Raw genomic sequence first — 20702 nt, forward strand, 5'->3', positions numbered from 1 at the left:
TGAAATTCATTTTTTTGTCAATCATGCCAAACACACTCAATGGAAAGGTTCCTACTCAAACCCATGACTATGTATTGACTGAAAAAGTCAATTCTCAAGTCCCTACAAATGAACTTGATTCTCAAGATTTAACCTCCAAAATACCAGTTATATCAACTGATGATTGGTCTGACATCACCAAAGGTTCACTTGATAGCTTACCCAAGGTTTGGACAAGAGGATTACTGTATTTTTTAGTCGTGTTTGTCTCAATAGTTTTACCTTGGTCTATGCTGTCGAAAGTAGATGAAACAGGTGTAGCCAGAGGCAGACTTGAGCCTGAAGGAAAAACCGTCAAGCTAGATGCTGCTGTACCGGGAACTGTGGCAGAAATTCGGGTTAAAGAAGGCGCGTTAGTCAAAAAAGGACAAACTCTGTTAGTGTTGGAAGCTGAATTAGTCAAAGCAGAATTGCGACAGACACAAGATAAGTTAGATGGGCAATTAAATCGACTTTCGCAGTTTAATTTATTGAAAAATCAGCTAGTAGTAGCTTTGGCAACCCAACAGCAACAAAATCAAGCTCAAGAGTTAGAGAAGCAGGCTCAAATCGATCAAGCGCGTCAGAATCTTAGTGCTACTACAAATTCTTCAGACTTAAAAAAAGAAGAAAAACTAGCTCAAGTTAATCAAGCACGACAAGTTCTGGAACATAGTCACACTGCTAATAGATTGGTAGAGAACAGTTTGGTAAGTTCTCGGCGTGAAGTTGACCGCTATCGTAAACTTTTACAGCAACAGGTTGTGCCAGAAATTAAGTTTGTCGAAAAACAAGATTTAGTGCAAGAACAAAAAAAAATCTATGAACAAACAAAGTCAGATATTGAGCAAGCTAAGTTACGTTTAGCAGAACAGCGAAGTAGTTATCAACGCACTCTCCAACAAGCAAACACAGATATTGAACTAGCTAAGTTGCAATTAAAAGAACAACAAAGAAGTTACCAAACATTGACTCATTCTGGTAAGCTTGCCATCCTAAAAACTGAGGAACAGTTAAAGAACTTAGAGACAGAAATTACGTCACTAAAAGCAGAAATTGCTCAAAGCAAAAGTCAAATTCAAGCCTTAGAGTTTCAGATAGAACAACGAGTTATCAAGGCTCCAGAAGATGGCACTGTATTTCAGTTACCTATCCAAAAAGCTGGTTCTGTAGTGCAGCAGGGAACAATGGTGGCAGAAATTGCCCCTCTCAGTTCACCTTTAATAATTCGGGCGCAGATGGCAACTAATGAAAGTGGTTCTTTACGTACAGGATTACCAGTTAAGTTAAAATTTGATGCTTATCCTTTTCAGGATTATGGAGTCATAGAAGGTAAATTAACAGAAATTTCTCCTACTAGTCTAGAGATAGATACAGCTAATGGGAAATTAGCTGCTTACGATTTAGAAATTTCTCTAAATAAGCATTGTATATCCACCAATAATAAGTGTATTGCATTGCGACCAGGAGACACAGCAACAGCAGAGGTAATTGTCCGCCAGCGTCGCATCATCGATTTTTTACTCGATCCATTTAAGAAGTTACAGCAGGGTGGCGTGGAACTGTAAGAAAATTGCCAAACAAGTTATTGGGATTTAACTTCACTTAGCTAATTGAGGAAGAATATCATGTCAAAAAGCATTACTATCACTAGCGAAGACATTCTTGACCAAGTGAGGCTAACTTGTAAACTTCCTGAACTCACCGAAGCAATCATTAGTCGCAAGATTATTGAAAATACTGCCATAGAAGTTGGCATCAAAGTCGAATCTGAAGAACTCCAGAAAGCAGCAGATCAATTTAGATTCGTCTACCAACTTCACAGTGCTGAAGATACTTGGGGATGGCTAGAGAAACATAGTCTTTCTTTAGATGATTTTGAGCATATTGCTTATACCACTTTTATTTCTGGTAAATTAGCAAGTCATTTGTTTGCTGATCAAGTTGAACCTTGGTTTTTTGAACATCAGCTAGATTATGTTGGTGTGATTATGTATGAAGTTATCTTAGATGACGAGGATTTAGCACTGGAACTTTTTTATGCGATTCAAGAAGGTGAGATGAGTTTTTATGATGTTGCTCACAAATATATTGAAGATACAGAATTACGTCGCCAAGGGGGGTATCGGGGAATATTACATCGCAAAGATTTAAAGCCGGAAGTTTCTACTGCTGTTTTTGCGGCTAAACCTCCCCAAATTATCAAGCCAGTTTTGACTTCTAAGGGAGTACACTTGATTTTTGTAGAAGAACTTGTTCAGCCTAATTTAGATGAAAAACTCCGCGCTATCATTTTGTCAGATTTATTTGCTGAATGGCTAAAACAACAAGTTCAGGAATATAAAATGGTCATGAATCTTGGTTTAGATCAACAAGTAGCCTAGTCTTAAGGTTGGTTTGAGGCTTTGGGTAACGCAACATTCTGATATCTGTTGGGTTACGTCTGCTATCCTACGAGAACTCCACAGGAGTATACCCAACACACATCTTGCCATGCTAATCTTACACAACCAGATTTGAGGTAATTAATCACTTGTATGTACACCGTAGACGTTTGCGAAGATGTCTAATAGACATCTGGTAAAAATTAATTCTGCATTGCCCAAAATCCTTGTAGAGACGTTGCACTGCAACGTCTCTAGATTCATTTTCGGTGATGTCTAATACCTATGTTGATTTCGCCCAACTGACATAAGGTAACTTAGTAGCTGTCGCTCGAATTTCCTCCGTATTAGCTACCAACTGACCACAAGCATCCCAAGCACCAGAAACAAAGGCGCTTCTTGTACCTTCACCAATTGCCACTGGGGCAGTGAAGTCATCGATTTGCACTTGTAAGCTTTCTAAATTGATAGTGACAGTTGCTTGCGGATTAGCTGCTACTAATTCTTGTAGTTTTTTGACAATTACTGCATCGGCCGTGACGCAAGGTACACCCATGGCGACACAATTACCAAAAAAGATTTCCGCAAAGCTTTCCCCAATCAGGGCTTGAATGCCCCATTTTGCTAAGGCTTGGGGTGCGTGTTCCCGTGATGAACCACAGCCAAAGTTACGGTTAACGATTAAGATATTCGCGCCTTGGTATTGCGGTTGATCAAAAGGATGCTCACCCTTGAGGGCTGTGCGATCATCAATAAATGCACCTGCACCTAATCCATCAAAGGTGACGGCTTTGAGATAACGAGCAGGAATAATGCGATCGGTATCTATATCATTACCGATTAACGGTACAGCACGTCCTGTAACTGTTTTAACTTCGCTTACCATAGATTTTGTTAAGAGTCAATGGTCAATGGTCAATAGTCAATGGTCAATAGTCAATGGTCAATGGTCAATGGTCAATGGTCAATAGTCAGTACTCTCCGACTTCCACTCAGCACTCAGCACTCAGCACTCAGCACTCCCTCACATACCACTCTCTACTTCTCACAACAACTCGCGCACGTCGGCAACTTCGCCTTTTATTGCGGCCGTGGCTACCATAGCGGGACTCATTAGTAATGTGCGCCCGGAGGCGGAACCTTGTCTGCCTTTGAAGTTGCGGTTGGAGGAGGAAGCACTGATTTGTCTGCCTTCTAGTTTGTCGGGGTTCATGGCTAAACACATTGAGCAACCGGGTTCGCGCCACTCAAAGCCTGCTGCCTCGAAGATTTTATCTAATCCTTCGGCTTCGGCAGCTTTTTTAACTCGTTCGGAACCAGGGACAACAAAGGCTTTGATACCTGCAGCGACGTGGCGGCCTTGGGCAATTTTGGCTGCTTCTTGCAGGTCACTGAGTCTACCGTTGGTACAGCTACCAATGAAGCAGACATCGATTTTGGTTCCCTTAATTGGTTGACCGGGGTATAAGTCCATGTAGCGGTAAGCTTCTTCGGCTACGAAGCGGTCTTCTTCTGGGAGTTCTTCTGGTTGAGGGATGAACTGGTTCACGCCGATGCCTTGACCGGGGGTAATTCCCCAAGTAACGGTAGGGGGAATGTCAGCAGCGTCAAATACTACAACATCATCATATTCGGCGTTGGCATCGCTCTTAATCGATTCCCACCAAGCTACTGCTTGATCCCAATCTGCATTTTGGGGTGCAAAGTCTCGGCCTTGGAGATAATCGTAGGTGACTTGATCAGGATTGACGTAACCGCATCTAGCACCGCCTTCGATCGCCATATTGCAAACGGTCATTCTTTCTTCCATGTTCATTTGCTCAAAGGTCGTGCCGGCGAATTCATAGGCGTAACCTACACCACCTTTAACACCAAGAGTGCGGATGATATGTAAGATCACATCTTTGGCATAAACGCCGGGGTTGAGTGTACCGTTAACTTCAACCTTACGGACTTTGAGTTTAGCTAAGGCTAGGGTTTGAGAGGCGAGAACGTCTCTAACTTGGCTAGTCCCAATACCAAAAGCGATCGCACCAAATGCCCCATGACTGGAAGTATGACTATCTCCACAAGCGATCGTCATTCCTGGTTGGGTGAGTCCGAGTTCTGGAGCAATGACATGAACTATACCCTGGTTGCCAGAACCGATGTTATAAAAATTAATGCCATTTTCTTGACAATTGTTTTCTAGCGCTTGGATCATCTCCTCTGCCAAATTATCAACAAAGGGACGCGCTTGATTTTCTGTGGGTACGATGTGATCTACTGTGGCAACAGTGCGCTCTGGAAATAGGACTTTTAAGCCTCTTTCCCGTAACATAGCAAAGGCTTGAGGACTTGTAACTTCATGGATGAGGTGTAGCCCAATAAATAGTTGCGTTAGCCCTGAAGGAAGTGTCCCAACGGTATGTAAATCCCAAACTTTATCAAACAGGGTTCCTTTGCTCATGGTTCCATCGCTATGTAACGAGTCAGAGTTTTTATAGTATCAAAAAAAGTCGGAGAGACGCGATAAATCTGCATCTCTCCTCAAAATCTATTATGCAAATATTTCTTGACAAACTATTAATGACATTTTCCTGTATAATACTCACTTAAAATTTACCAGAAAACAAAATAAGACATAGTCCGCAAAATTAACATATTTTTTATAGATGCAAAACTATGATTTCCCAGGATTATGATTCCATTTATCTTAGCAACGAATTACTCCGAAAAATCAGAATTAAAGAAAATCAGCTAAAAATCGCCCATGAATCCAACATGATATACGTGGCTGAAGCTTTAGAGGCTCAATTGTTAGAGTTACGAGATCAGTTATCAGAATCACCAGATCCAGAGTTTCAGGCGTTGATGAGTTTGTTAGATGATTAATGAGTGCTGAGTGATGAGTAAAGAGTGAGGGAGTGATGAGTAAAGAGTGAGAGAATGATACCATTTCACGTTAATCGTGATACACATAAATTAACGTGAGTTCGACAACTTTTTTTGACCTCTCCCCCAACCCCTCTCCCACGCACAGAGGGGAGTAAAGAGCAGAAATATCAACAAAGAATGAGGGTTTTAAAGCCTCTCTCCTTGCAGGGGAGAGGTTTGGAGAGGGGTTTTTTAGATCCGTCGAACTCACGTTAAATCATTATGTAGAGACGTTGCAATGCAACGTCTCTACTCTTTCTCACAACTCAGCACTCAGTACTCACAACTCAGCACTCACAACTCCTTAAGACTCTCTCCCCGATGCCCAGGTGTCGCGCCATTTGACTGTGCCTTCTTTGGCGACAACCCAACGACGACTGAGGGTATTTTCTCGCAGAGGCGATCGCCCTTCGCGCCACATGGCATATTTATAACTGATGAGTTTGCCTGCGCTTTCATCGAAGGGAATTTCTGCAAACCAAGTATTTGAGTTAATGTACTCCAAGGGATAAGCTTTACTAATATCCCAGTTACCCAATTCGGGACAGTCACCGACGACGACTATTGTCTCGCCGGGTTGGGTGTGTACGCCGTTGAGTTGTACTCGGATAATTGTTTGTCCTTTGACTCTCTCGCCGACATGGCTGAGAACAATGACTCCCCGTTCTTCTAATTGCAAGTCGTAAATTTTCCCGTCTTTGACTTCATATTTATTGCGAGTTAAGACACAGGTATGTTCACCGTCGGGTAAGTCTGTTTGCACTTCTGGTAGTATCACTTCTCCACCCCGATTTAGCGCAACGAAGCACAGAGAATCACGATAACGACGGACATAGCAATAAACATCAGGTGTGGTGTGTTTTTGCCATTGACTACCCATAGATACGGCTGGGTTTAATCTGCGTAAACCCGACAGGAGTCTAATGTATCTATAAACATCTGTATCACTATCCCAATTATCCATCATGGGACGGTTATAGGGGTCATTGCCGCCATCGGTATCGTTGTGCAGATATTGCTCTGTGCCGTAGTAGATACAAGGAATTCCTCGTGATGTCATAATTAGAGCGATCGCTACCTTCAACATTTCCGGATCGGGGTTGAGGGATTGGAAGCGGGGCATATCATGGTTATCGATGAAGGTAATTAACTCTGTAGCCCCGTTGTAGCGAAAGTCTTGGTCAAAGATTTCTTGAATGATATGGAAGCCCCCTTCTGCCCCTTGTGCCAGTGCGGATCTAATTGCCACACACAAGCCAAAATCCAGGAGTGTCATGCCAGAGTTGTTGGCAAATTCCACAGAGCGATCGTCACTGGGATGACTGTAAATCCACTCACCAAAAATAAATACATCTGGTTTGTGATTATACATATCACCAGTGAATTCTTGCCAAAACCAAATCGGCATATGCTTGACTGTATCTACCCTGAGTGCATCTACACCCCGGTCTAGCCATTGCTTAATTGCCGACTTGATATACTGGCGATATTCGCTATTGTTCTCATTAAAGGTAGCTAAACCAGCCAGTTCACAGTTTTGTACTTGCCAATCATCCTCCCAATCTTGCACTTCACCGTAGTGGTGATACCAATGATTGACATCATCATTGAAGTCGGCTATTTTCACACCGTCGTCGTATAACTCACCCTTGCTACCACTAGTATCGGGACTGCTATGGTTGCAGACAATATCCAAGATCAGCTTCATTTTCCGCTTATGCAGTTCCTCAATTAAGCGGTCAAAGGTAGTATTTTTGCTTTCTTGGGTATTGTTCAAAGAAGGATCTTCACCATCGGCAATGTAACGAGGATTAATTCGCTTAAAGTCTTTTGTCCAATAGCCGTGCATGGCGGCGTTGCCAACAAATAATTCTTCGACTTGTTCAAATAGAGGAGTTAACCAAATTGCTGTGACTCCCAGATTTTTTAAATAATCTAATTTATCGATGACTCCTTGCAAGTCACCACCCCAATATTTACCCCAATCTTGGGCAGTTGGGTCATAAAGTTCTGCGTTGAAACCTGCACTATTTTCGGGATCACCATCATAAAAGCGATCTACCACGAGAAAGTAGATAGTTTCTTGACGAAATTCAATATCTCTAGTGTAGAGAAACTCTAGGTCAATTTCTGTTTCTGATGGAGGTGATTCGATTAAAACTTGCACCTCTGCTGTTGCATTGTCAACTTTATATTGCTCTTGAGAAAATTGAGATGGTGGTGTTTGTACCATAAGAAGTGTAAATTTTAATTTGGATGTTAATTATGCTGGAATTTGACTATTTACAGGCAAATATGGACAACACATGGACTTGAGTAAGTGCTGTTTGTCTAAACATAAGCATTATGTAGGCAAAAATTTTTATTCCACATCTATCTGTGGTAAGTTAGTCAGACTCTTCCCATTGACATAACTTTAGATTAACCTGAGAGTTCAACAAGTCTTTTTTTACCTTTCTCCCAACCGTCGAACTCACATTAAACCAGTTATCAGTTACCAGTTACCATTCCTAACGGCGTATGGTGGGGGACTTAAACTCAATTATCTTCACTGATAACTGTTCACTGTTAAATTAGTCCCCAGATGCTAGCGCACTTTGATCTACCAATAGTTGCACCAATTGAATTTCCTCATCTGCAAAAATCTCAGCTTTCCGCCGCCACAACCATAAGTTACCGACAATACCGTTAGTGCCAAAAATCGGCAATGCTAGGATGCTATGGTGGCGAGTCCATGCCTGTGTTAAGTTAGGTTCCCAGTAACAGAATTGTAATTGCTCAGAAGATTGAGGCAAGTTTCCCAACTCTGGCATAATATCCAGCAGCCAATCATCTTGAGGATTTGTATATTTGTAGGTCAGATTGCCATTTGTCCATGCTGGTTCGCAGATAGTTAAGTAGCAACCGGCAAGTTGCAAACTCATGGCTAACTCTTCCACTACCATCGACCAAAGATCCGGATTTGCCAGTCTGTGATATACTTTGGACGTGATTGTTTGCATTTTATCGGCTAATTGCTGCGATCGCTCTAACTGCTTGGTAATTTCTACAATCCTTTTCTCAAAAGTATTTTGAATTTCTTGCAGATTTACTTCCGCCAGTTGGCGTTTTTGAATTTCTTGTTGTAGTGTTTGGTTCTGGATTTTGAGTTGCTGCTGCTGGCGGTTGATAACTAACTGATGATTAACCCTAGCCAAAACTTCTGCTTCTTGAAATGGTTTTGTAATATAATCTACACCCCCAATATCAAATGCTTTAACTTTATCTATAGTTTGATCTAAAGCACTAATAAAAATTATGGGTATCTGAGCAGTTTGCGCTTGGGATTTCAATTGCGTGCAAACTTCATAACCATTAATTTCTGGCATATTAATATCCAGGAGAATCAAATCAGGTGGCTCCATTTGTGCTGATTGAATTGCCATTTTACCACTAACAGTTTTCCGCACCTTAAATCCTTTTGATTCGAGGATTCTCGATAGCAGTCGCAGATTATCTGGTGTATCATCAACCAGTAAAATATGCCTGGATTTATAAAAGTATTCAGGTATATACATAATTTATGAATGTGAATATAGTACTCATATTTGCTCAAAAACTCATAACAACTCTCAAAGCAGATTTCCAAAGAGTTTATTGCCTAAATCAGCCAGTGATTTTAGCAATTAAATCAAATTTTCTCAGTAAGATTAACAATTGTTTCTAAATGAAAATTATCAATCAAATCTTTTAAACTATCGGCAAGTTTTTCTTCATGTTTAGGAATTTGCTCTAGCAATTCATAAAGTTTAGCATCATCAATGACAAGAGCTGCTGCATGAACTTGATCAATCCAAGCAGGAGGCATAACTTGCAAATCGGCTTTAGTTAATTGTAAAGGTTGCTGTTTTGTACTAGATAATTTTTGAGCAGCAGTTTCTGCATAGATATATCGTAAACCCAAATATTTTCCCATCTTATCAAACAGCGCAGTTTCGTCAAAAGGCTTGGCAACAAAATCATCAAACCCAACTTCTAAAACGGCTTTTCTATCTTCTTCAAAAGCATTGGCTGTTAAGGCAATAATTACTATCTTTTTTTCGGGATAAATGGCACGAATTCGCTTAGTTGCTTCATATCCATCTAATACAGGCATTTGCAGATCCATCCAAATCAAATCCGGTTCCCATTCTTGACAAAGATGAATAGCTTGCCAACCGTTTTCGGCAGCACATACCTCAAACCCAACAGATTCTAAAAGCTTGATAATCAGCTGTCGGTTTTCTGGGATATCCTCAACAATCAAAATACGGTAACTATGTTGTCCCGGTTCTAGCCCGATAACTCGCCTTGTCACTTGTGTCGCAGAAAGAACATCCACTGTTTTCGCTTGGGTTAGTTGAATGCGACAAGTAAATGTTGTACCTTGATCGGGAACACTACTCACTGTCACATCACCACCCATCAACCTGGCAAACTGGCGGCTAATGGCTAGTCCCAAACCTGTACCTTGCATAAATTGTCTGCCACCTTTAGCCTGCATAAATGCTTCAAAAATTAACTCCATATCCGCAGTAGCAATACCTGGTCCAGTATCTTCAATGGCAAATTCTAGAATTATCTTACCTGGGGTTATTGCTGAAGCATTACGAAAATAAGACACCTTTAGCGCTACATGACCAACAACAGTAAATTTAATCGCATTACCAATCAGATTAATCAGTATCTGTTTGAGTTTGCCTTCATCACCATAAACATATTGATTCACCTCAGCATCTAAACTAATGATTAAATTTAATCCTTTACTTGTAGATTTTAAGGCAAACATTTCTCGAATCGAATAAATTAACTGATGTAAATCAAAATAACTTTCATTCAGTGTTAATTGACCAGCTTCAATTTTAGACATCTCTAAAACATCATTAATTAGAGTCAGCAAATGTTCACCACTGCGACTGATAATATCTAAATTTTCTTTGTCTTCATCTGATAAATAACGATTCCGAGTCATTAGCTGGGTAAACCCCAATATCGCATTCAGAGGTGTACGTAATTCATGGCTCATCTTGGCGAGAAACTGACTCTTAGCACGATTAGCAATTTCTGCTTGTTCCGCAGCTTGCTTGAGTGCTGCATGGGAAAACTCTAATGCAGCCAGCATCAAATTATTTTTCATTTCTTGGGCAACTTCAATCTCAAAATGTTGCCAAGGCAATGATTTATCTTTGACAGTTTCTTTCCAAAGTTCAAAAGACTTGCGGGGAGAGAGGCGTAGACTATTGTCTGCTGTAACAGATACTGGTTTATTTGGGTTACCAGCCCAATTCACAATTTGAATTTGTTCTGGTCTAAACCAAATTATATGATAAGACCTTTGATTGAGAATAATCGAAATTGCCAAGATACCACAGGCTTTATCTTGGAAATTTCTAGCTTGTGGATAGATTTGGGGTAAAGAATCTGTATAGATCACCTCATGAATATCTTGGTTCATTAGCCATTGTATTAGTGCTTGTGTATCTATTTTACTAGGAGTTTGACCAATTAAAGTGAGCTGTCTTTCTAATAAAATTGCTGCACCTTGAGCTTGAACAAAATTTAATAAGCTGGATTGATTGCATATAAAAACATTGCCAATACAATCTAATTCACTCAATAATGCTTGTCTTAACTGTTCTTGAATTAATGTAACTTGTTGACGATAGAAATTTAAGGTTCGTTCTTGATGATTAAGTAACTCAACAGATGCAAACTTACCAATTAACTCACAAATTTGTCGAATTTCATAATCAACTTTTTTAGGTTGATAGTGATGACAAGCTATCATCCCCCAAAGCTTATCTTCATTAACTAGTGAAATACAAATAGTAGCAACAACACCCATGTTTTGCAGATACTCTATATGCAGAGGTGACACACTCCGCAATATTGAATTGCTTAAATCCAGAGGTGTATTTGTCAGAGGATTATTGGTAGGCAGCAATTTAACTGGCTGATAATTAACATCGGGAATAACACGCAACAATTTTTGTTGATAGAGCTTTCTAGCTTGAGCCGGAATATCAGAAGCAGGATAGTGTAATCCTAAGTAGCTATCCAAATAATCTTGCTTATCTTCAGCAATAATTACTCCACTATAATCTAATTCAAATTTATAAATCATCACCCGATCAAATTGCGTGATTGCTCGTATATTCTTCGCAATGGCTTGAGACATCTCTGATAAATTTGCAGAATTACTAATATTAGTAAAAGCTGTTTCTAAGGTTTGATAATACTCTAATGAATTATTTGTTTTTTGTGATGACTGAGCTTCTATCTCTAAAATTAGAACATTTTGGGAACGATGAAAATGACCTAGAAATACTAAATTTTTAGCTTCAGAGTCATCTGTTGACTGATTAATAAGTAATTCTGAATTTATCGTCAAAACCTGAAGAAAAACTGTATTTCCTTCCTTGACTAAGTTTTGAATTATATTAACTTGTTCTATTGATATTAAATAATTTAAATTTTTACCAATAAAGGAATTTGCAGAAACTCCAAAAAATTGATTAATATTTTCACTAACTTGTAAAACAGTTAATTGTGATTGTTGTAAAACTATGAGAACTCCATGAGGCTGTATCTCTCCAGGAATATGTATTGCTTCTCGTTCACAATTAGTAAGATCAATTTGTTCTGATGCAACAAAGTTTAAATCTTCCATAATTCACGGATAATTTGATTTTGACGGCTACTACTAATAGATATCTTAGAGGATGTTTGAAAAGTATCATGCGTAATACCAAAATCTCAAAAACCTAACCCCTAATATCAAATGACGTAATAAATATTATTTTTGATATCGCTACTAAAGAGATTTTTACAGTAATTATACTGAAATTGTGTAAAGTTTATTAAATAAAATTGACCACTACTAAAAAGCTGAATACAGTGTGTTTCAGATGTTGCTCGTTCTAAAAAATGTATTAATGTATTGTGGAAATATAAATTTATTGAGACTTTTGCAAATGTCTGTGGAAAAATTGCATCAGCTCATACCATGCGTCTTCGGCTGCTAAACGGTTATAGGAAGAACGCTCATGGCAGAAAAAACCATGATCAGCATCAGGATAAACCTTCAATGTGTATTCCTTGCCAAGTTCCTTGAACCGAGACTCAATTTGCTCAACACGTTCAAGCGGAATAAATGGATCGATACCACCGTGAAATAAGTATACAGGTACTGTGATGTTTGTGATTGCTGCTACCCAATCATCCAGAACCATTCCGTAGAAGGGAGCTACCGCCGCAACTTCGTCGGAAAATTTGCAAGCGGCGAGAAAAGACAAACCACCACCTAAGCAAAATCCAGTCACTCCAATTCGTTCTGGAGATACATCAGGCTGTGACTTTACATAAGCGATCGCTGCTTTAATATCCTCTTCTACTGGTTTACCAAAGTCAAGGCGATACATCATCGCCATCGCTTGCTCAACTTGTTCATATGCAAATTTGTTGTTTGTCAACTCACGATAGTACAAATCTGGGGTGAGAACTATGTAGCCTTCGTTGGCAATTCGGGCTGCTACATCCTGAATGTGGGAAGTTAAGCCAAATGCTTCCATTAACAGAATTACAGCTGGCTTTTGTCCATGTTCACAAGGTTTATACAAAAACGCAGCCATTTGTCCATCCGGCGTAGAAATTTTTACCTCTGTCTGTTCAATTTGCAAGTTATTACTCCCCACTCACCACTCCCCACTTAGCTTTACCAATTCCGCCAGCCGCCCTTTGGTGCTACTTCACTAGTATATTTTTGTCCGTGATTTTGTAATAAGGATTGATATTCTTGACTACTTGCCCAACGATCAATTTCTCGTGCGCGTAGAACTGGAACAGGATGGGTTAATTGGGCTGTGCGGGCGGCTTTGAGAGTTTCCCCAATTTCTGTGTTACTAATATCATCGTAAGCACGGGCTTGGGCAATAAAGGCATCTAAATTCAGTTGGGGTGCGAGGGTGGGGGAACCTCCTGCCAACTTCATCAACACCGACATGACAACTTTGGGGTCTTGGGTGGCTAGCAAAGCAGCGCGATCGCAAGTAAACTCAGCACAGCGTACCCACTCTAAAAGTTGTGTCTGAATAGCTTGAGCAACAAATGTACCCACATTAGGAACTACAGCTGCTGCTAATACTAGTAAATTGACTGGTGTTAAATAAACACTATGATCACATTTGAGATGCCCTAACTCATGGGCAATCACTGCTTGAATTTCTGCTGGGGTGAGAATATCAATTAAGGAAGTGTGCAACACCACAAAAGGTTGCTTACCCCGCATAGCAAAAGTATAAGCATTGGGAGCCGGATGTTGTCTCACATACAACTGGGGAGGCTCTATATCTAAAATTTTGCTAGCTTCTAACAACAGTTTGTGTAAATCAGGTAGTTGTCTCTCACCTACCAAAATACTAGAAGCAATATTTTCCACATAAAAAACCTGTTCCGCCATCGGCCCTAGTAAATTGCGTACTATCATATCCAAGCCAGGGATTTGCTTGAGAGATGTGGTAGCTTCCAAGTCTAATGGATGACGAAATGAGTCAGCTTTTAACCCAATGAGAGGGGATTTGCACAAGGACATGATCTAGCAGTTGGAGAAACAAAGTATCAACAGCCTCCCACAGTTAGTATAGCGATTTGGGGAAGAGGGATGGGGAGATGGGGGGATGGGGAGAGGGGGAGATGGGGGGGATGGGGAGAGGGGGAGATGGGGGGAAAGAATCTATATAAGTATTCTTCCCTTGTCCCCTTGTCTCCTTGTCCCCTTCCTTCATTTTGAATTTTGTTAGCGCAGCGTAAAGCCTTCTCTTTCAGAGACGCTAACGCGAACGGCATAGCTTCTCTACGAGACGCTACGCGAACGCTTAGAGCGAGTCCGCGATAGCGCAGCGTTAGCGACGCAGGAGCGTCGCGTCATTTTGAATTGATTTGTCCCCTTGTCCCCTCCTGCTTCCCTAAGTCACAATCGATGCTGATGGCGTAGTAGTAGATACTTCAGTATCTGCTGGTGGTTCGCCTACACGTAGGATTCTTGCGCCTAGTTGTTGCAATTTGACATCAAGTTGATCGTAGCCACGATCAAGATGATGCAATCCTTTAATGGTGGTTTGTCCTTCAGCTGCTAGCCCAGCGATAACTAAGGCTGCTGATGCGCGTAAGTCTGTGCCGATGACTGGCGCACCTGACAACATCGGTACTCCTCGGACAAAGGCTGTATTACCTTTAACGCGAATGTCTGCCCCCAAGCGATTTAATTCTGAGGCATGACGTAAGCGGTTTTCAAATACAGATTCGTTAATGATGCTGTCACCTTCAGCTAGGGTGAGCAAAGCCATGAACGGCGCTTGCATATCTGTCGGAAACCCCGGATGAGGCAAGGTATCAATATCAGTAGCTTTGAGGATTTTGGCAGGAAGAATCCGTAAACAATCTGGCGCATCTTCGATGATTGTCACCCCAATATCTCGTAATTTAGCTATTAACGGGATTAAATGATCTGGAACTACTGGTGATAGGGTGATTTCAGAACGGGTGATGGCTCCAGCGACTAAAAACGTTCCGGCTTCAATGCGATCAGGAATAATACTGTAGTCAACAGAGTGTAATTTAGGAACACCAACAACGGTAATAGTACTAGTCCCAGCACCTTGAATGTTGGCTCCCATTGCCTTACAAAAATTGGCTAAATCCACCACTTCTGGTTCCCGTGCAGCGTTTTCGATGATGGTTTCGCCGTCTGCGAGAGTGGCTGCCATCATCAAGGTTTCGGTTGCTCCCACGCTGGGGGTATCTAGGTAAATCTTGGCTCCTTTTAACCTGCCACCGCTACCAGGAACATGAGCGTTACAAATCCCATGTTCAATTTGCACCTCTGCGCCCATTGCTTGCAGCCCTCTGACGTGCAAATCAACCGGTCTAGCACCTATGGCACAACCACCTGGTAATGGCATCTGGGCTACTCCCAGTCTGGCTAAAATTGCTCCTATGGCAAAGAAACTTGCTCGTAACTGGGTAACTAGTTCGTAAGGAGCTTTTGATGTGGCAATTTCGCTGGCGTTGATATCGATCACGTCGCCTTGTCGTGTTAAGCGTACACCCAAAGCCGATATGACTTCGGCCATACGCTCTACATCCGCCAACAAGGGAACATTCCGAATCCGGCAATCTCCCGAACACAGCAAAGAACCAGCCATGATGACTAGTGCTGAATTTTTTGCTCCGCTAATTTTTACATGACCCTGCAAAGGATGCCCGCCCCAAATTTGCAAGACTGAGGAGTCTGCCTCTGGAGCCAGTTTGGCATCTGGTAAGCTGCTAGAAGGATTGATAAGCCTACCTCCAAATAATACGTAATTTTTTAGGTGAGAAGTTGGTTTTGATTCTACAGTAAAGATTTGATTTGTCTACATTTTCTCTCTATTTCTTGTAGTTATCATAGGGTTTTCTAGATGATGCTGATAGCTGAAAACTTTTAATATCAGGGTTTTTGGGGATTGGGGATTGGGAAAAGAGGGGATTGGGGAATTCGGGGCCCCCTCTGGGGATAAGAGGTAATGGGGATTTGGGAATGTGTTTTTTTCAACTTGACAAAAAGAAAAAGATGGGTAATAATTATAAATTGTCGAATAAGTTAAAAATAAGCGGAACTGGCGGAATTGGCAGACGCGCTAGATTCAGGTTCTAGTGCCGCAAGGCTTCCGGGTTCAAGTCCCGGGTTCCGCATATTCAGTACTGAGTCTTGAGTGCTGAGTTTTTCCAGCTTCAAAACTCAGCCATAGAGATGTTAACAAGTTTACAAAATCCCTTGGTGAAAGAAATTCGGAAGCTGCACTCTACCAAGGAACGGCATAGACAGCAGCAGTTTTTATTGGAAGGGACACATTTATTAGAAGAGGCTTGTGCAGTAAATTATCCGTTAGCGGTGGTGTGCTGTACTCCAGAATGGCAAGCGCATCATACATCGTTGTGGGAAGTGGCTTGTAGTCGATGCGATCGCGCAGAAATTGTCACTCCAGAAGTTCTGGGTGCGATCGCTACTACAGTACAACCTGATGGTGTAGTCGCAACAGCTAGACGTGGTAAAATACTCACCCAAGTACCGTTTAGCGGTGTAGTCTTAGCATTAGAAACCATACAAGATCCCGGTAATTTAGGGACAATTATTCGCACGGCGGCGGCGGCTGGTGCATCTGGGCTATGGTTGAGCCAAGATAGTGTAGATTTGGATAACCCCAAAGTTCTGCGGGCTTCGGCTGGACAGTGGTTTCGTTTAGCCACCGCAGTCAGTGAAGATTTACCCGCGACAGTGCAACTTTGCCAAGCACAAGGGATGCAGATAGTTGCCACCTTACCTACTGCCACATCAACTTATTGGGAAGTAGACTGGAAAAAACCTAGTTTAATTTTATTGGGTAACGAAGGCGCTGGTTTGTCAGCCAACTTAGCCGCAATGGCAGATCAGCAAGTGAAAATACCCCTGAGTCCAGGAGTAGAGTCTTTGAATGTAGCGATCGCTGCTGCTTTAATGTTATATGAGGCTCAGAGACAATTGGGTGAGAAGGGGCTAGGAGCATAGATTTTATTTGGTTTTTGTTCTTTCTTCTAAATAATGCTCTATATCAGCAACTGCGTCTTCCAAGGCTGCTAAATCAATATCAGTTTCATCGTCAACAGCTTTGACTCCACTGCTATCATCTATCGGAATATTTGGTTGATCTTTATCCTCAGTCAAATTTTCCTGTAAGATATCCTCTAGCTGTTCCAGGGATGCTTGAAACTCTTGTTCGGCTTCTTGGCGCGGGTGTTGCTGGTTTTGCTCCATAATTTTGCATCAAAAATCTTAATTGAATTGGGTATATATTTTTCTGTATAAAGTTTACACATTGATCTAGAAAACGGGTAGTAGAGACATTGCCATGCCACGTTTTGATCAAAGAAACAATACGATGAGTAGAGACGTTGCATTGCCACGTCTCTACAATCAAATCGGATGCCGATAAATGTGGGCTGATTAATTAACTTTGGATGACAAAATGAAGTACAAAATGTAGGTTTTATACTTTATCTAGCTTTTTCTTCCACATCCGCCACCACATAAACACTGGTTTACTCCAAGTTCCACCAAATAAGTCGTGGAGTAGGGTGTAAAAACAGGGAATGATGAACAGCGTCAGGACTGTTGCTAAAGACAAACCGGAAAATACCACAACACCTAATGGTTGTAAAAATTCTGCACCTTCACCGATACCTAATGCTAGAGGAAACATCCCTAAGACAGTGGTGATGGTAGTCATTAACACTGGGCGTAAGCGTTGTGGTGCAGCTAACAAAATTGCCGTTTTCCGGTCAACTTGATCTCGTTCGCGGATTTGGTTAGCCAACTCCACCATGATGATGGCGTTGTTAACGACAATACCCACTAATAAAACTGCACCGACAATTACAGTTGCACCTATAGCTGTCTGAGTGATGTACAGTCCAAAAATACCCCCAGCCAATGCTAGAGGTATTGTAAACATAATCACCAAGGGGTCAATGAGGGAATTATATTGCACCGCCATGACGACAAACACCAAGAAAGTCGCTAATCCACCTAACAGTTGTAATGAACTTTGGAGTTGTTGGTTTGATTCTGCGGCTGAACTAGGTAAGATACTTACGCCTTCTGGTAGTTGGAGGTTACTGACGACATTATTTACCTGAGCTAGGGCTTGACTCAAGCTTGCTCCTTGGGTTAAGTTACCTGCTAATAAGATGACTTGCCGTTGATTGATGCGCTGAATTTCCCCTGGTGCTTGAGCTTCGACAATTTTGGCAACATCACTCAGACGGACTTGGTGATTGTTATCTACAAACAAAGGTAATCTTTCCAGTTGAGTACCTGTTTGTACTGATGCTTCATTTAACTGCACTCGCACATCTACTAAACGGTTGCCTCGTTGTAGTTGAGTGGGTATACTCCCTTCCAAGGCAGTTTGAATGGTTTCGCCAATATTGGTTGTCGTCAAACCTAAAGCGGCTACCCGTTCCCAGTCTGGACGAATTTGAATTTCTGGTTGGCGTTCATCAGCATCAGGGCGGAATCTAGCTTGGGTGACTTGTTCTTCTAAGGCTGCTAGCACTTGACGACTAGCTTGTTGTAATTTATCCGGGTTGTTACCTTGAAGAATCACATCAACGTCAGCATTGCGTACAGGGGAATTGTTGACAATTAAACCCCGTACTTGTCCGGGAGCTAACCGCAGACGAATTCCTGCTAAGTTTAACTTGTTGAGTTGTTGCGTCACTCGTTCAACGTAAGCATCGACATTCGTACCGGGTTTGAGGGTAATGGTGCTAGTACCGCGTAAGGGGTTGGCGTTGGTGGTATTACCAAATAATGCACCACCGGCGGTGGAGAAAGTATACTCAGTTTCTGGCTGTTTGCGGAGAATCTCATCTACCGCATTCATGACTTTTAGGTTAGTTTCCAAGGGTGTTCCGGGAGGAAACTGAGCAAATAAATTGGCTTGTCCGGTGTTGATGCGGGGAAGAATTTGTTGGGGAATTTGCGGAGCCATCCATAAACTGCCACCACCAAAGAGGATAATAGCGATCGCTATCGTCACAATTCGCCAACGTAATATTCCCACGAGGAAACTACCATAGCCCCTAGTTGAAGCATCAAAGCGGTTGTTAAATTCCCGCAGTAACCAAAAATTGTTTAAGTTACTGGAAACTCGCCAACCCAACAACCGCGAAGCCAGCATCGGTACAACGGTGACGGCAATTAAAATTGATGCTGCAACAGAAAAGCTGATAGTTAAGATTAATTCATTGAACAATAAAGCAATAAAGCCACCAATTAACAAAAACGGCAATACTGCTACTAAGTTAGTACTGGTGGAGGCTACTAAGGCTGATTCTACTTCTTGGCTACTGCGTTCGGCTTGAGCAATCAGTTGCTTTTGACTCAAGTTGCTTTTGTTATTCTTGCCTGGTGTCATCCCCACACCCTCAGCAATATTCTCCAACATGACGATGGAGTTATCAACCACAATTCCCACACCCAAGGCTAAACCTCCCAAACTAAACACGTTGAGAGATATGCCAAATAATCCCATAAAAATGATCGCTGCTAGGGTGGCAAGGGGAATTGCTAGGACGATAATCAAAGTTTGTCGTAAGGAACCGAGAAATAACAGCACAGCGATCGCTGCTAATGCCGTACCGATCAACCCGGAACTGGTAACATTGGAGATAGAGTTACGAATAAATCTGGATTCGTCTAGGGTGGGTGTAATGACTGTACCTTCTGGAACTAAACCCGATTGACGCAATTCTTCTAGACGTTTTTTCACTCCATCAACAACATTAATGGTGTTAGCATCCGGTTGCTTTTGAATACTCACTTTCACGGCTGGTGCGCCATTGAGTGAGACGTAGACTCGTTGTTGTTCTGAACCGTCTATAACTTCGGCAAAGTCACGCAAATAAACACGGCGACGGGGGGCTGAGGACTGGGTACTTGTGCTTGGTGAGGAGACTTCAAAGGAAAAATTGTTGAGTTCTGCTGCATCTTTAAATCTCCCCACCGTCCGGGTTAATGGTTCGGAATTTTGTCCTAAAATTCGCCCACCAGAGATATCAACGTTACGATCTCTCAATTCATCTAAAACATCGGTTAAACCTACACCTAAAGCCTGTAACCGATCTAAGTCAATATTAACTCTAACTTCTTCTTGTACCCCTCCCGATACATCTACCCCAGCCACCCCAGCTACAACGCCCAACTCCCGCGCTAGTTCTTCTTCGGCAAATACTCGCAAATCTAGCCCAGCTAGAGAAGGGGAAGTTAACGCAAATTCGTATACTGGCAACTGTGAAGGATCAACTTTAAATAAACGCGGTTCTTCTAATGTATCTGGTAAGGTATTTCTAGCTCTGTTAAATGCTGCTGTGGCATCATTAAGGGCTTGGTCAATATTACCTCCTGGTTGAAAGAACAAATCCAAACTGACTTGTCCCTCACGAGTTTGAGAAAAAACCTGTACTACTCCCTCCGTAGCTGAAAAAGCTTCTTCTAGAGGCTTGGTGACTTCATCAATTGCTACTTCCGGTGAAATTCCTGGTGCTTGTATCCTGACACCAATGCGCGGATAGGTAATTGATGGCAGTAAATCTACAGGCAATTTGACAATAAAAAATATCCCTAGCACGACAACTGCTAAGGTAAGCATGAGTGTGCCAATATGTTGACGGATAGATATAGCACTGAGGCTAAATCCACTGCCTTTACTTACTTGCTGCATGATGTCGCTTTGCTCCAATTCACATTCATTAGGGGTGTAGGGGTGTAAGGGTGCAGGGGTTGAAGGT

The 20702-nt window shown here is 41.7% G+C and carries 14 protein-coding genes and 1 tRNA gene; 5 read left to right on the forward strand and 10 right to left on the reverse strand.

The features are described from left to right. Positions 1-23 precede the first annotated feature (23 nt). Both FD725_RS02180 and FD725_RS02185 read left to right on the forward strand, forming a co-directional pair. Positions 24-1586: an HlyD family efflux transporter periplasmic adaptor subunit gene (locus FD725_RS02180; protein WP_179046605.1), complete on the forward strand. Its 1563-nt coding sequence runs from the start codon at positions 24-26 to the stop codon at positions 1584-1586. A 60-nt stretch (positions 1587-1646) separates the two neighbouring features. Further along, positions 1647-2402, forward strand: a complete 756-nt coding sequence (locus FD725_RS02185) for a peptidylprolyl isomerase (RefSeq protein WP_179046606.1) — start codon at positions 1647-1649, stop codon at positions 2400-2402. A gap of 283 nt (positions 2403-2685) precedes the next feature. On the opposite strand, the gene leuD is transcribed toward FD725_RS02185, so the two are convergent. Next, complete coding sequence (leuD, locus tag FD725_RS02190; protein WP_179046607.1) at positions 2686-3288, reverse strand: 3-isopropylmalate dehydratase small subunit; 603 nt, start codon at positions 3286-3288, stop codon at positions 2686-2688. A 159-nt stretch (positions 3289-3447) separates the two neighbouring features. Then, on the reverse strand, positions 3448-4851 hold the full coding sequence (gene leuC, locus FD725_RS02195) for a 3-isopropylmalate dehydratase large subunit (protein WP_179046608.1): 1404 nt from the start codon (positions 4849-4851) through the stop codon (positions 3448-3450). Positions 4852-5066: 215 nt separating this feature from the next. Here leuC and FD725_RS02200 point away from each other — a divergent pair, with 215 nt between their 5' ends. After that, positions 5067-5276 carry a hypothetical protein gene (locus tag FD725_RS02200; protein ID WP_179046609.1) on the forward strand — a complete coding sequence of 70 codons (210 nt, stop codon included), beginning with the start codon at positions 5067-5069 and terminating at the stop codon, positions 5274-5276. Between the two features lie 346 nt (positions 5277-5622). Here the strand turns inward: FD725_RS02200 and FD725_RS02205 are convergent, their stop codons facing one another. From FD725_RS02205 to murA, 6 genes are all read right to left on the reverse strand, one after another. Continuing rightward, positions 5623-7551, reverse strand: a complete 1929-nt coding sequence (locus tag FD725_RS02205) for an alpha-amylase family glycosyl hydrolase (protein WP_179046610.1) — start codon at positions 7549-7551, stop codon at positions 5623-5625. 340 nt (positions 7552-7891) lie between these two features. After that, positions 7892-8875: a response regulator gene (locus FD725_RS32275; RefSeq protein ID WP_256871833.1), complete on the reverse strand. Its 984-nt coding sequence runs from the start codon at positions 8873-8875 to the stop codon at positions 7892-7894. Between the two features lie 113 nt (positions 8876-8988). Further along, positions 8989-12006, reverse strand: a complete 3018-nt coding sequence (locus tag FD725_RS02215; protein ID WP_179046611.1) for a response regulator — start codon at positions 12004-12006, stop codon at positions 8989-8991. A 286-nt stretch (positions 12007-12292) separates the two neighbouring features. Beyond that, positions 12293-13030 (reverse strand): dienelactone hydrolase family protein, encoded by a 738-nt coding sequence (locus FD725_RS02220; protein ID WP_256871834.1) that lies wholly within the window; start codon positions 13028-13030, stop codon positions 12293-12295. A gap of 20 nt (positions 13031-13050) precedes the next feature. Beyond that, complete coding sequence (locus FD725_RS02225) at positions 13051-13926, reverse strand: M48 family metallopeptidase (protein WP_179046612.1); 876 nt, start codon at positions 13924-13926, stop codon at positions 13051-13053. Between the two features lie 373 nt (positions 13927-14299). Next, positions 14300-15673 (reverse strand): UDP-N-acetylglucosamine 1-carboxyvinyltransferase, encoded by a 1374-nt coding sequence (murA, locus tag FD725_RS02230; protein WP_179051387.1) that lies wholly within the window; start codon positions 15671-15673, stop codon positions 14300-14302. Between the two features lie 312 nt (positions 15674-15985). Here murA and FD725_RS02235 point away from each other — a divergent pair. Both FD725_RS02235 and FD725_RS02240 read left to right on the forward strand, forming a co-directional pair. Then, a tRNA-Leu gene (locus FD725_RS02235) sits at positions 15986-16067 on the forward strand. Between the two features lie 58 nt (positions 16068-16125). Next, positions 16126-16920 carry an RNA methyltransferase gene (locus FD725_RS02240; RefSeq protein ID WP_179046613.1) on the forward strand — a complete coding sequence of 265 codons (795 nt, stop codon included), beginning with the start codon at positions 16126-16128 and terminating at the stop codon, positions 16918-16920. Between the two features lie 3 nt (positions 16921-16923). On the opposite strand, the gene FD725_RS02245 is transcribed toward FD725_RS02240, so the two are convergent. Both FD725_RS02245 and FD725_RS02250 read right to left on the reverse strand, forming a co-directional pair. After that, positions 16924-17166 carry a hypothetical protein gene (locus FD725_RS02245; RefSeq protein ID WP_179046614.1) on the reverse strand — a complete coding sequence of 81 codons (243 nt, stop codon included), beginning with the start codon at positions 17164-17166 and terminating at the stop codon, positions 16924-16926. 232 nt (positions 17167-17398) lie between these two features. After that, the gene (locus FD725_RS02250) at positions 17399-20635 is read right to left on the reverse strand and encodes an efflux RND transporter permease subunit (protein ID WP_179046615.1); all 3237 of its coding nucleotides are present in this window, start codon (positions 20633-20635) and stop codon (positions 17399-17401) included. Positions 20636-20702 lie beyond the last annotated feature (67 nt).

Origin of the sequence: Nostoc sp. TCL26-01 (genome assembly GCF_013393945.1) — a bacterium.
GTDB lineage: Bacteria > Cyanobacteriota > Cyanobacteriia > Cyanobacteriales > Nostocaceae > Trichormus.